This is a genomic window from Ferdinandcohnia sp. GQ5, assembly GCF_059759275.1.
Genome location: NZ_JCAXEW010000019.1, coordinates 74,641 through 87,410 on the forward strand (window position 1 = coordinate 74,641; position 12,770 = coordinate 87,410).

General features: G+C 34.0%; 13 protein-coding genes. 7 read left to right on the top strand and 6 right to left on the bottom strand.

The features are described from left to right. Positions 1-17: 17 nt before the first annotated feature. The 3 genes from AC6CHV_RS20700 (at position 18) to AC6CHV_RS20710 (ending at position 2,868) form a co-directional block, all read left to right on the top strand. Positions 18-938: a hypothetical protein gene (locus tag AC6CHV_RS20700; protein ID WP_121445360.1), complete on the top strand. Its 921-nt coding sequence runs from the start codon at positions 18-20 to the stop codon at positions 936-938. Between the two features lie 182 nt (positions 939-1,120). Then, on the top strand, positions 1,121-1,801 hold the full coding sequence (locus AC6CHV_RS20705; RefSeq protein WP_498079603.1) for a YwrJ family protein: 681 nt from the start codon (positions 1,121-1,123) through the stop codon (positions 1,799-1,801). A gap of 182 nt (positions 1,802-1,983) precedes the next feature. Further along, on the top strand, positions 1,984-2,868 hold the full coding sequence (locus AC6CHV_RS20710; protein ID WP_121445358.1) for a BMQ_0737 family morphogenetic spore coat protein: 885 nt from the start codon (positions 1,984-1,986) through the stop codon (positions 2,866-2,868). A gap of 72 nt (positions 2,869-2,940) precedes the next feature. Here AC6CHV_RS20710 and AC6CHV_RS20715 read toward each other — a convergent pair whose 3' ends face one another. Both AC6CHV_RS20715 and AC6CHV_RS20720 read right to left on the bottom strand, forming a co-directional pair. After that, a complete protein-coding gene (locus tag AC6CHV_RS20715) occupies positions 2,941-3,786 on the bottom strand; it encodes a coiled-coil domain-containing protein (protein WP_121445357.1) in 846 nt (281 codons plus the stop codon). Positions 3,787-4,083: 297 nt separating this feature from the next. Beyond that, entirely contained in the window at positions 4,084-4,866 is a 783-nt protein-coding gene (locus AC6CHV_RS20720) for a BMQ_0737 family morphogenetic spore coat protein (protein WP_498079604.1), read from the bottom strand. 219 nt (positions 4,867-5,085) lie between these two features. Between AC6CHV_RS20720 and AC6CHV_RS20725 the strand changes: the two genes are divergently transcribed. Further along, complete coding sequence (locus tag AC6CHV_RS20725; RefSeq protein ID WP_121445355.1) at positions 5,086-5,484, top strand: hypothetical protein; 399 nt, start codon at positions 5,086-5,088, stop codon at positions 5,482-5,484. A 298-nt stretch (positions 5,485-5,782) separates the two neighbouring features. Here the strand turns inward: AC6CHV_RS20725 and AC6CHV_RS20730 are convergent, their stop codons facing one another. Together AC6CHV_RS20730 and speD are read right to left on the bottom strand one after the other, a co-directional pair. Beyond that, positions 5,783-6,163 carry a hypothetical protein gene (locus AC6CHV_RS20730; protein WP_121445354.1) on the bottom strand — a complete coding sequence of 127 codons (381 nt, stop codon included), beginning with the start codon at positions 6,161-6,163 and terminating at the stop codon, positions 5,783-5,785. A 287-nt stretch (positions 6,164-6,450) separates the two neighbouring features. Then, on the bottom strand, positions 6,451-6,864 hold the full coding sequence (speD, locus tag AC6CHV_RS20735) for an adenosylmethionine decarboxylase (RefSeq protein WP_246006339.1): 414 nt from the start codon (positions 6,862-6,864) through the stop codon (positions 6,451-6,453). A gap of 219 nt (positions 6,865-7,083) precedes the next feature. On the opposite strand from speD, the gene metK reads away from it, so the two are divergent. Both metK and AC6CHV_RS20745 read left to right on the top strand, forming a co-directional pair. Continuing rightward, the gene (gene metK, locus AC6CHV_RS20740; protein ID WP_498079605.1) at positions 7,084-8,292 is read left to right on the top strand and encodes a methionine adenosyltransferase; all 1,209 of its coding nucleotides are present in this window, start codon (positions 7,084-7,086) and stop codon (positions 8,290-8,292) included. 165 nt (positions 8,293-8,457) lie between these two features. Then, positions 8,458-9,363, top strand: coding sequence for a spermine/spermidine synthase domain-containing protein (locus AC6CHV_RS20745; RefSeq protein WP_498079606.1), 906 nt, complete (start codon positions 8,458-8,460; stop codon positions 9,361-9,363). Between the two features lie 116 nt (positions 9,364-9,479). Here AC6CHV_RS20745 and AC6CHV_RS20750 read toward each other — a convergent pair whose 3' ends face one another. Further along, positions 9,480-10,478, bottom strand: coding sequence for a spermine/spermidine synthase domain-containing protein (locus AC6CHV_RS20750; protein WP_341332295.1), 999 nt, complete (start codon positions 10,476-10,478; stop codon positions 9,480-9,482). A 298-nt stretch (positions 10,479-10,776) separates the two neighbouring features. Further along, a complete protein-coding gene (locus tag AC6CHV_RS20755) occupies positions 10,777-11,088 on the bottom strand; it encodes a hypothetical protein (RefSeq protein WP_121445349.1) in 312 nt (103 codons plus the stop codon). 363 nt (positions 11,089-11,451) lie between these two features. On the opposite strand from AC6CHV_RS20755, the gene AC6CHV_RS20760 reads away from it, so the two are divergent. Beyond that, complete coding sequence (locus AC6CHV_RS20760; RefSeq protein WP_341332294.1) at positions 11,452-12,732, top strand: surface carbohydrate biosynthesis protein; 1,281 nt, start codon at positions 11,452-11,454, stop codon at positions 12,730-12,732. Positions 12,733-12,770: the final 38 nt, after the last annotated feature.

Consider the following 12,770-nt stretch of genomic DNA (forward strand, 5'->3'; position numbering starts at 1 on the left):
TAAGGAGGCAAAAGTTGATGAATGAAAATATTAATCTAAACTACCTTGAATCATTACAAGGTAAAGCAGTCAAAGTGTTTAAAGGTGGACCTGAATCCAGAAAAGGTCAGTTAATTTCAGTTAAATCTGATTATTTAGTGTTAAGTACAAATGAAGAGGGGGTCGTCATTTATCAGACTAGTCATATTAAGAGTGTAATTGAAGATTCAACAACAAGCATGAATACAAGCAATAATGAATCTGTAATGACGACGATGTCTATGATTGAGGAAACCAATACTTTTTCAGATGTATTAACAGCAATGAAAGACCAAATGGTTCGTATCGACCGAGGCGGACCAGAGGCAAGAAATGGTAGATTGCTTGATGTGAAGGGTGATTATTTAGTTCTTTACACTGAGAAAGACGGGGTTGTTTATTATCAGTTAGAACATGTGAAGAGTTTGAGTTATGCAGTTAGTGACAATAAAAATGGATCAGGAAATAATAATAACCAAGCACAAGCACAAAATGGGAACACGATGTCTATGGTGACTTTTGTAAAACCAGAATATGTTGAAGCAGATAATTTTACTGAGTTATTAAAAAATATGAGATATAAGTGGGTTACAATTAATCGCGGTGGCCCAGAAAGCATGCAAGGTGTTCTTGCAGATAGCTCCGACGGACATTTAGTTCTAATTTGTGAGAAAGAAGTTTGTCGTATTGCAACATTCCATATTCGAAACATTAGTTATGTGTTAAAACAAGAAAATAATCAAAATGCAGAAAATAATCAAAACCAACAAGAATCTAATGAAAACAATCAAAACCAAAACCAAAATCAAAATGAAAATCAAAATAATGATTCTAACAACCAGAAGAATCAAAACAAAAATAACAGCAAAAAATCATTTAGTATTAAAATGTACAGCGGTTCTACAAAGTCCAGACTGTAACATCCTCACTATGTAAATGGTTAATTAAGTTATAGTTAACAAGAGTATCGGTTTCTTCTTCCGTTAAGAGGTGTCTCATGCGAAAGATACCGATACTTTTTCTTATCTAAGTAAGGGTTAAAAGTATTTATGTCTATAAAAGTGTACAGGTTCTGTACAAAAAGTAATATCTAAGAATTGAGGTGAGTTTATTGAAGCATCTAAGCCATTATATAGGAGAACAAGTTGTTGTTGAAATTTCTGGTCATAAACAAAAAATCGGAATCCTCATTGAGATAGGGTCTGACATAATCGTCTTATATACAAAAGAAGGAGACTTTTACTATATGCCTATTTTTCATATACAAAAAGTGAAAATTCCGAGGGTGGATGAGACTGAACAAATTACGAATCCCGGAAATACACCAATAAACACTTATACTGATGAGATCTCCTTACGAAAAATCGTGAATAATGCAAAGGGTCTATTTGTAGAACTTTGCGTTACCTCGAAAAATTCAATCCATGGGTATGTGACAAACTTAATGAATGATTATATTGTTTTTTATTCACCAGTCTTTAAAACAATGTTTATTCCATTCCAGCACTTAAAATGGTTAATTCCGTATAATCAACATCAAACACCATATGGACTTGATAAGCAGAAGTTTCCGGTTAATCCATCAACCATTACGTTGGCGAGAACGTTTGAAGAACAAGTAAAGAAACTACAAGGACAAATGGTCGTATTTGATTTAGGTGAAGATAACGATAAAATTGGTCAACTAAAAAACGTGAAAGATAATATTATTGAATTGGTTACTGCACGGGAGGAAACGGTTTTTAGCAATACTCGTCATATAAAAACTTTGCACTTTTCGTAATCGATTAGAAAACCTTCGTATCGAAGGTTTTTTTATGTTGAAAACTCCTGCTTTGTCGTGATTTTACATTCCTTATCAGTATATGTAGGTCCCTTAAAAGGGTGTTTGTCTATACACTTACAATCCGGAACAATTCCGCTATTGTCACATACTATATGTGTAGCAATGGGGGTGTATGGATATTGACTCTCAATGAACTTAATAAAATTGAAACACATTGTATTAAAGTAACAAAGTTTACTGACTGGACGTACCAACTTACTCGAACTGAATGGATAGCAGATATTTTAGAAAATGTTGATTTTAGTACAATTGTTGATGAATTTATTGTTCCTTCTGGGAAAGTCCCGAAGATTGTATGGAGCGCAGATCATCAATTTACAAAGGGACTCCCTGCTACTGTGACAATCGTATTTGAAAGTGGCTGTGAAGGGGAGATGATAATAGGGATAAATGGAAAAGTTCAAAACTCACTGAATGAAGGGGAATGTCATACATTTGAGGTTGAGCATTTAAAGACTATAGAAATAAGCTGTGATGGTGATGAAGGGGAATTTATGGGGTTATTTGAGATAGAGTTTAATCCAAATTTGTTTCTAAGTTGGCTCTATAGTTCGGATGTGAATTGCTTTCTTTCTAACCAAGAGGGGATACTACACCATTCACATAAATTACCGCCGATTACGTGTACAGAAGTTCCACAAATGTACGGAAGAGACTCATTAACTTTAACCCTACCTGATTGGAATACCGTTGAGTTACAGAAGGTTAAAGTGATGAAGGAAGGATTTGTTATTTTGCATTTTTTTTACAATAGAGATTGTATTTTCACAACAGAGCCGATTAAGTTTAAAGCTGAGGATAAAGTGTTGCTTAAAGCACCAAAACATACGGAAGTGGATTGCGAAGTTTTAGAGGCTGATTGTCAAGTAGATGAAATTAATATAGGAGACAGTGGTATTTCCTTTGAAATTAAGCTCAAAATCTCCCTATATCAAAAAATAATGTCTGTTGAAGAGGTCATTGTAGAAGTAGAAGGTCATTTTAGTAAACCAAGAATTGTTTGACTAGATTCATAAAGGTTGTGTTAAAACTTCCATAATCAACAAAGAAATTCTCCATTGATTATGGAAGAAAAACTACAGGTTTATGATAATTTTATTAAGTGATGGAATACCATTTGGAAACTCCTTGCAATAAGCAAATGCCTCTAAAATGATAGATTTATGTTCCAGTGGACTTCTAAGAGTTAATTCAAAATTGGAGAAAGTGAGCTTACTCTTTGGTTGAATAATAGATGTTTTTTGGGGTTTAATCCAATACTCCCCATTTTTTTTGATTCTTTCTTTCCAATCATCATGTACAAAATGCCATTCTTCTTGTCGTGAATTATCATCTGCTTCATCATTTAAACCTAATCGATTTGTTGCAATTTTTCCACTTACATGTCCAGCAGTGTGTGGGGTAATACGAATACAAATAATTGGCTGATGAAGGTCAGCTGTCCCGTAATTTTCAATTAGGCAGTCACCAATAATTGAAATATCATGATAACCGGTTTCCTCTTCTATTCTTTCTTCTTCAGGTGTGTATAAAAAAGAATAGTTAAAATATGATTGTAATCCTAGTAGTGGTTCTGGTTTTGCTTCTATCACTTGTTTTTCGATCTGAGTTGATTGTATGAGTTTTTCTTGAATCAATTTAACACGTTTTTTTTCCTCTTCTAGTGCAACTTCACTAGCTAAAAGTTTCATTTGGAGTGAAGAAATTTCTTTCTCATAAGACTCAAGGTTACTGTTTTGAGCCTCAAATAATTTCTCTTGCAGGTACTGATTTCGTATTTTTTCCTTTTCCAGTTCTTGCACAGTCTTTTTTAATTTATTTTGAAATGTAATGACTTCTGAACGGTAATGGATTATTTTTTGTTGGAGTTGCAACTTTGAATCTTTATTTTGGAAGTCATCATCAAATTTACCTCTACTCAAGAGATTTTTCCTCCTTTACAGTATGTGTTCAAAAAGCCGACAAATATTATTAGTAAAAAAATATATATTTTAAACACATGAGACCCTAAAAGGCGGAGTGACATTAGATTTGAAGTTTCATCATTGCATTAGTAGATGACTTTTTGAACATCTTTTTACATAGCCTTTATCATATATGTATGTAATGTAGAAGGGCTAGTAGTCATATATTTTTTAAAAAGAATTTTTAATTTCATGAATTAAGACAAAAAAAGAAAAGGCTGTTGGATGGTTCAACAGCCCTACATTTTTAAGTTTCTAATATGCTGGAAAAATTTCAGGACATTGTGGCGGGAAAATGTCTGTTGGGCAAAGTTGTGCTGGTTCCAAAATTTCATCGCGAGGATGGCAGAAAGCTGCTTCAATTTCAAGTTTTACATCTGCTTCAACTTGTATTTCAAGGCATAGAGTAAGAGATACATCTAATTGTTGGAAATCTTGGGCACAGATTAGGTTAGCATCACATTCAAAGAATGATACATGACATTCTAAATCAGTTCCATCAGGAGCACATAATAAGAAATTTTGTACAGTTGCAAATGGAATCCCTTTAGAAGAGCAAATGACTTCGCCATAGTCGTTAACGATTTGAACAGCTACAAAACCTTTAACTAATGCTTTTACTCTTTGAAGTGTTACTGTATCGCCATTTGGTAATGTAACAGTTACCGGAGTACGACCATTTGCAGGTAAGATTTCCTTACAAGTAAAATCATCGCTTTCCATACGAGGATCTATTCTACGTCCATCTTCATCACTTAGGAAACAATTTACTGTAAAATCATCTCCTGCATTTTCAAGAATTTGGCAAAGTTTTTGAATATCATTAGTACCACCACCGGATTTACCACCGCCACCGCCGCCGCCGCCGTGGCTGCCTCCACCACCGCCGCCGTGGCTGCTGTTACACTTAAACTTTGCATCAAGCTTATCGTCAGCCATATTGATGATTGGAACCTCTACTTGACGAGTAATCCAGTCATAAACTTTACGTGTTTTAATACAAACTTTTTCTGTTTCTTTATGGTTAAATCTACTCACCTTTTTTCCTCCTATTTAAAAATATTTACCCTTGAGCTGGTTCTAAATAATATTCCCTTTGGGTATCGGGGCTACTGTATAGTATGAATCTAATAGTCAAATGTTCTGTGACAAAAGCGGAATTTTCTCTGAAAATCTTAACTTAGTGGTATAAATACCTAGCTTTTTGAATTACATATATTATAGATATTTATCATATGAGGAAAGGAGTGGGGTACTTTGAAGAAAAGTATATCTGATGAGAATATCATGTTAAAACAAAAACTCATTCATTACCAATCTGAGGTATCTAAATATAAGGAACGATTGAAGAAATACGAAAAAAGTGCTCAGTTAAACCAAAACACTCAAAGTAATAACAATCATATACTGGAGGATCAGGTAGCAGAATTAAAACAAAAAATTAATGAATTAATACAACAAGTTGAAGAGTTAAAAACAGAAAATATGATCCTAAAAAGTAATGGTGGAGTAAAAAATCAGGAGATACATTTTAGCCAGGATGGAAAAAAGCAATCCCTGAATTCGTGGTTTGTAAATAACTTAGAAAATCAAAAAGCGATTAAACACCATAACAGAACGCTTAATAATAAATGGGACCAAGATAAAAAGAAATAGAAAAACCACCTACAATTATAAAAGGATGACAACAATAAATTAAAAAATTAGCCAGAGGTAGTGTCAATTTAATTTATAACTTCATAACTTGTTAGAAACATGTACTAAGGGAGGAAATCAAGATATGAACAGAAGAACGCAAAATCCCTCTGGAGTAAGAATTATTACATCTTCTAAAACTCAACCTAAAAAGAAAAAAAGCACTGGTGGATGTGGATGTGGGAAAAATAGACAATCAAAATAACAAGTATAGCAGATTCCATAGAAGGAATCTGCTACTTTTTTTGTTAGGTTGTCCTTAACTTTCTTTTTCAGATATTATTTCTGTAGAAAGAAAATTTTCACCAGAAGGATCCTCAAGTAGAGCATAGACCATTATTTTTTCAATGTCTTCTTCGTTTCCGTTTAGTACAATTGTAATGTGATCATCTATATGAAATCCTGGTATAAATAAAACAACCCTAGAGGTAACTTGGGTTTCTAAAGTAACATGTTCACTTTCAATTTGTATTATTGGATTCGTACCAATAAAAGTAGTATTGGGACTTTTTTCAGCTACCACAGTCACCCCACAAGATTCCTCGTTAAAATTATTTTGTATAGCAAGATTTTTTGCAGTATCGTTTAGTCGTTCTGTAAAGTCTGGAAAACGAGCATTTTCATAAAATCTCCGTGTCATTATCACACCTCCTCTTGGCTCGTATTATATTAAATGCAAGTATTTTGAAATAGCGTGGACAGAAGTAACAGCAAGTTTAACCATTTTTCATAGAGTATTTCCTCCATCATCTAATAGAAGTGCAGAAAAATAATAAAGGCATGACTAGTAGAAGTCATGCCGTATAAAAATAGCAGTTGGTATTCATTTTTTACTACCCTATTTTTTCATCAAATTTAGTAGGAACAAGTCAAATTCAGCGACAAGAAAGGAGTAGCTTTGGTTCAATTGTGTTTCATCTAGGCTTCTTATTCTTGTTGTAAATCAGTATCATCTAGCATAGTGTCGTTAAATCGTATGTTTTTACATTGAATAATTTGTGGATAGGAAACGCCCCGTGAAAAACTATAAACCATTGCATTTTTTGAAGATAATCCTTGTAGTAGAAATTTAACTTGTGAGTTAAGGTTATGATCTCCGCACGTATAAAAATCTAAGGAGGCGTAACCTTCTTCAGGCCAAGTGTGAATGGAAATATGTGATGTTGACAAAACTAACATGCCTGTTACCCCTTGTGGTTGAAATTGATGGAAGTAAGTATATAAGACCTCCATATCTGTGTTTAAAGCGGCTTCATTACACAATTTTTCTAAATACGTAATATCGTTTAAATATACAGCATCGCATTCGAAAGCATCTATAATAATATGCTTCCCCTCCATGTTCAAATTACATCATTCCCCTCATTTTTCCATTTCCATCATGATATGTGAATAGAAAGGAATAGATTGTACGGTTGTCCTTATTTACTTGAAAATGGTCTGCTATACCTTTGGTTCGTAGAGGTAGGAATTTATGTAAAGTAGATGGGAGTCCAAGCATGATACTTCGGTTTATCGTAGCATACTGTAGTGGTTTCAATTGGAAGGAGATGAAGTAGATTGAATAAAAAACAAAGACACTTATTTACTACAGAATCTGTTACTGAAGGACATCCAGATAAAATGTGTGATCAAATTTCTGATGCTGTTTTAGATGCCATTTTTCAAAAAGATTCTAACGCTCGTGTAGCTTGTGAGACCATGGTTAGTTCGGATTTTGTTGTTCTATCCGGTGAAATTACAACAAGCTGCTCGATTGATTTTTTAAAAGTCGTAAGAGATGTGATTCGGAGCATTGGTTATACAAATCCTGAATATGGTTTTGATGCGGATTCTTGTAAAATTTTAGTAGCGTTAAATAAGCAATCTCCTGATATAGCAATGGGGGTTGACCAAGCATTAGAAATACGCGAAGGATTGCTGAATGAAAATGATATTGAAGCGATCGGTGCTGGTGATCAAGGAATCATGTTTGGGTTTGCTTGTAATGAAACGCCAGAGTTAATGCCATTAGCAACCTCTTTATCTAATAGTCTTGTAAGACGTTTATCTGAAGTAAGGAAGAATGGGACGATTGGGTATTTACGTCCAGATGGAAAAGCACAAGTAACAGTGGAGTACGAAGGTTATAAGCCTATTCGTATTGATACAATCGTTATTTCAACGCAACATGATCCTGGAGTATCAATGGAACAGATTAAAAAAGATCTGCACCATCATGTCATTCCACATGTAGTTCCGAAACATTTAATAGACAATGAGACAAAGTATTTCATAAATCCAACAGGTCGTTTTGTAATTGGGGGACCTATGGGGGATGCAGGAGTAACTGGCCGTAAAATCATCGTTGACACGTATGGTGGTTTTGCAAGGCATGGAGGTGGAGCATTTTCAGGTAAAGACCCAACCAAAGTAGATCGTTCTGCAGCATATGCAGCACGTTATGTTGCTAAAAATATTGTTGCAGCGGGTATTGCAGACAGATGTGAGGTACAGCTTGCTTATTCTATAGGTGTGGCTTCACCAGTTTCTATAGCAGTAGAAACTTATGGAACTAGCAAAATAGAAGATAACCAAATAGTTGAATTAATTCGCCAACACTTTGATCTTCGCCCTGCAGGTATTATAAATATGTTACACCTAAGAAGTCCAATCTATTTACAAACTGCTTGTTATGGACACTTTGGAAGAATTGATCTTTCTTTACCTTGGGAAAAAACAGATAAGATAAAAGTTTTAAAAGAAGGGACTAGAAGTATAGGAAATTAGAAACGCGAATACACAATAAAAGAAGTATAAAATCGATTTTTATTATTTTCGGGTGTAACAAATTGATTTGTCTCTATTATTGATACAAGAGCGGATATTACGAACATCCACATTATCCAATGAATAGCATTTAAAAAAGACAAATAATAACAAGGAGTTGTGGTTATGAGTAATTATAAGGATTCTGATTCTATTAGAGACTACATTAGTTTGGAAGAAGAACCTGATGGTGATTATGTAGTTTTACGAACTTATAAGACGCCGACACAAAAAATAGCACTTGTAGAAGAAGATGGTGAACTATTGATCTATAGTAATGGGCATATGATGTTTGGTACAACATCTGATGAGCGTAGATTTGCGGAAGCAATTGTACATGCTCCGATGCTTGCTGCTCGAAGCCGGAAAAAGGTTTTGAACATTGGAGGTGGAGGTGGGATAACGACCCGAGAAGTTCTGCTTTATACTGATGTAGAGAAAGTGGTTACATTAGACATTGATAAAGAGATGGTTTATTTCGGGAAAAAATTAAAGGGGATGGTTCAATTTAATAACGGGTCGTTGAACCATCCAAAAGTACAAACAATTATTAAAGATGGCAGAAAATTTTTAGAAAATAATACAACAAAATGGGACGTAATAATTGTAGATCTCCCAGAGCCCACGGATAAAAACCCTTCTCTTTCTCGTCTTTTTAGTTTAGAGTTTTACAGTCTAATAAAAAGTCGTTTAGAAACAGGAGGAGCCATTAGTGTAGGGTGTTCTACTGCGGATACAACCCCTGAGTATTTATGGAGTATCTATAATACTCTCTTTAAAGCTGGCTTTAACGTTTTTCCATACCATTACTTTGAACCAGAAGATGGAGAGGATTGGTTATTTTGTCTTGCTACGACAAGCAATGTTCGAGTCGAAAATTTATCTATGATAACTAAAGCTGATTATTTAACAACTAGTCGATTAAGGGAAATGTTCCGACTGCCATATTATCTTAAAGTTAATAAAAACACAGGAAAGGTACAAACAGATCAAAATACCGTTTTAATTGATATTACGAATAGAGTATTTTAATTCTAAATATTTACCTAATTTCGATTTGAAATAAGCTTTAATGAAATATGAATGATGGTACATTATTCATAATTAACTAAAAAAGCTACCGAGGGTAGCTTTTTTTCAATTTGTTTTTAATATACTTTAATAATTTCCTCTTGGAATATTTTATCTAATTGAGGTTTACTTTCACGATTAACAATTGCCTCTGCTCGATAAGATAACAACTGACTTTTAAAATGAAACAGCTTACCTAGGTTTGGAGGTAGTGTTCGATATGGAACATTAATTTCTCTTAGTTGAGTGGCTAAAGGGGTTTTAGATCCTAATTGAAATCCCCAATCTCCAAATGAGGGAATGATGGTATGGTAGCCCTGAGTATAAAATCCTGCTTTTTCCATAGTTAGACCAATGCTCCAATACACGATAGGAGTATCCTCGGGAGAATTTGACTGGCATACAATCATACCGTTACTTGTTAAACAATCACCTAATGATTGAAACATCTCTAATGAATATAAGCTTGCCAGAACGGGATCCGTTGGATCAGGAAAATCAACGATTATTAAATCATACTTCCTTTTGTCGGTCTGTAAAAAGGTTCGAGCATCTTCAGCATAGGCAGTCACACGTTTATCATAAAATGCTTGTTCATTAAGCGAAACAATTTCAGGTACCTCTCTGGCTATACGTAAAATTTCTGGATCAATGTCAACAAGATCAACATGTTTTACATCAGGGTATTTCAGTACCTCCCTTAATGCGAGACCGTCACCGCCTCCTAAGATTAAGATACGTTCATGTGACTTCGTGAGTGACATCGGTATATGAACAAATGCTTCATGATAAATCCGCTCATCCAGAGAACTAAATTGTAATTGTCCATCTAAAAACATTCGAATTTCTTTTGCTTCCAAAACATGGATGTTTTGAAAACGGCTTTGACCTTCATATAGCTTTTTATGAGGACATTTTAACAATTCGGTAAGATTTATTTGATCCCACTCATCACCCCTCGAATGCTTTTTTTTTGTAGTTGGATTTGTTGTATGATTGTATCTTTGCTGTTCCGGTATATTGGATTGAGGAATTCTTGTGACCGCTTCCGATAGCCATATTTTAGGATTATGCATTTCTATTCCCACCAATCAATGAAATTTATAGACAAACGTCATATCATGATATTATTCTATATAATTCCCCTAGGAATAGCCTGTATGGATGCCTATACAAAAGTAAATTGATGAAAAAGCCTAGATTTTTCTGAGGTTCATTGAGTAAGAGGAAACATTTTATTATATATGTATTTAGTCAGTAACTAAAGGGTTTGAGTAAATGGTTGTCCATAAAAAAGGTAAATCCGTAATGTTTTGAAACTTAAATTAAGAAACCAAGAATTTTGTTTCTTGGTTTCTCATTATGATTAAATGTTTAGTTCACTCCTCTTACTAAAGTGTACAGTACAATACGTTCTGCATCACTTACGTCATCATTCGTTACAACAACTGTACCAGGTTGAAGTTGATATCCTTGTGCGTATAAACAAGCAAGGGCTTCAAGAATGGAATCGCCAGGTCCTAGGAGTGGGCAACCTGTGTCATAGCAATTTGGGCTTTTGAAAACTTCAATAACTTGTTGAGTATCAAAATTCCAGTAAATAAATACTACACCGATTCCTCCATTCCCATTCCCATTCCCATTCCCATGATTATGATCATGATCGTGATGATGATGTTTAGGCATATCAATTTTCCTCCTTTCATCTCAATACTAAATTATATAAACTGACCCTCAATATTGAGACGGCAAATCTACTATGAAAAAAGCACATTTTATTCATATATCGGTTATTTAAGAGATTATGTATCCGGTTTTTATTTTGTCATGTTCTTTCATTCATGATTGCAATCATTAAGTCTCTCTTAATCCCGTATTTTACCGAATGTAAATACTCATTCACGATTTATTTCTTAAAGATATAAAAGACTAGTTTTAAAATGGACATTGATTTCTAGCACCTTTTCCATACCTAACTTCATAATTTAACAATATGTGAAATCTATACTTCTAATTTCTTGGTACTTGTCAGTGAATGGGGGAAAAGGAGTGGAACAAAACCAGCGTGTTCAAAAATGGCTGTATTTGCCTGTAGAAACAAGGGTAAGAGAATTAGATGCAAAACTACTATTAGCCTATTACGCAGTTAAGCAGAACTATAGAGTTATTATTGGGGAGCACACGAAAGTGGAGAGAGCATCGTTCGTGTTTCCAAATGGGATATTTTTTTCTAAAGGATATCCTAATCGCTATCGAAAACGAGTAGTAGGAAATGCGAAAAAGTATGGGCATATGATTGTTGAATTGGATGAAGAGGGTTTGATTATCCATGATACTACTAAATATGTAAAAGGTAGAATGTGTGATGAACTGCTAACGGATGTTACACATGAATATTGTTGGGGGAAATTTCAGGAAGAAACCATCATTAATTCCTATCCTCAATTCCGTGAAAAGTGTTATATAGTAGGCAATCCGAGGTTTGATTTATTGAAAGAAAAGTTTAACTCACTATATAAAGATAGTTCTGATAAAATCCAAGAAAATTACGGTGATTTCATACTCATAAATACCAGATTTTCTCTTTACAATGATTTTACAGGATTAAGAAATAACAAATTGAATCCAAGAATTCAAGACATGAAGAACTTGCTTGAGAGTTTCTTAATAATGATAACAGAATTAGCCAAAGAATTCCCGGCCCTGAATATTGTGATACGACCACATCCTGGGGAGAATTTCTCAACATATGAACAACAGTTCTCAAACTATAGAAATATTCACGTTATACACGAGGGGAATGTGATTAATTGGATATTAGCTTCTCGGATCGTCATTCATAATGGATGCACTACAGGTATTGAAGCCTTTCTACTTCGAAAACCAGTTATTGCTTACCTACCTTTTTCCAGTGGGTTTTATGATGTAGATTTACCGAACAATTTAAGTGTAAAGGCTTTTAGTATTAGAGAAATAATAAACTATGTACAATTAATAACCACAAGCAGTGGTACGTACACACCTCATAATCCTACTGCCAACACTTATTTATCAAAGTTTTATGGAGCTATGGATGATCAATTTTCATATGAGAAGATTATCCAACTATTAAATCAACTTACCATTCATAATGAACCTTTGAATAGAATAGGAAGTTATCAACCTGATTCCAATTATCTTAAACAATCCTATAAATTCACTACTTTAACAATGGAACAAATCAGGAGCTTTTTTAAAAAAATCGACGTAATTGAACATGCAAATAATAATGTGATTATTTATAAAATCGACGAAAACTTATTCGATATAAGTCTTTCAACTGAAGAGTAGGGAAGAATTTTCACAAAAAAGTAACATTGGGAAGAACG

What these genes read in the sequence shown, in the direction of transcription:
- AC6CHV_RS20700 (WP_121445360.1), top strand. Translation starts at nt 18, where the DNA reads ATGAATGAAAATATTAATCTAAACTACCTTGAATCATTACAAGGTAAA.
- AC6CHV_RS20730 (WP_121445354.1), bottom strand. Translation starts at nt 6,163, where the DNA reads ATGACACGGAGATTTTATGAAAATGCTCGTTTTCCAGACTTTACAGAA.
- speD (WP_246006339.1), bottom strand. Translation starts at nt 6,864, where the DNA reads ATGGAGGGGAAGCATATTATTATAGATGCTTTCGAATGCGATGCTGTA.
- AC6CHV_RS20745 (WP_498079606.1), top strand. Translation starts at nt 8,458, where the DNA reads ATGAGTAATTATAAGGATTCTGATTCTATTAGAGACTACATTAGTTTG.
- AC6CHV_RS20750 (WP_341332295.1), bottom strand. Translation starts at nt 10,478, where the DNA reads ATGCATAATCCTAAAATATGGCTATCGGAAGCGGTCACAAGAATTCCT.
- AC6CHV_RS20755 (WP_121445349.1), bottom strand. Translation starts at nt 11,088, where the DNA reads ATGCCTAAACATCATCATCACGATCATGATCATAATCATGGGAATGGG.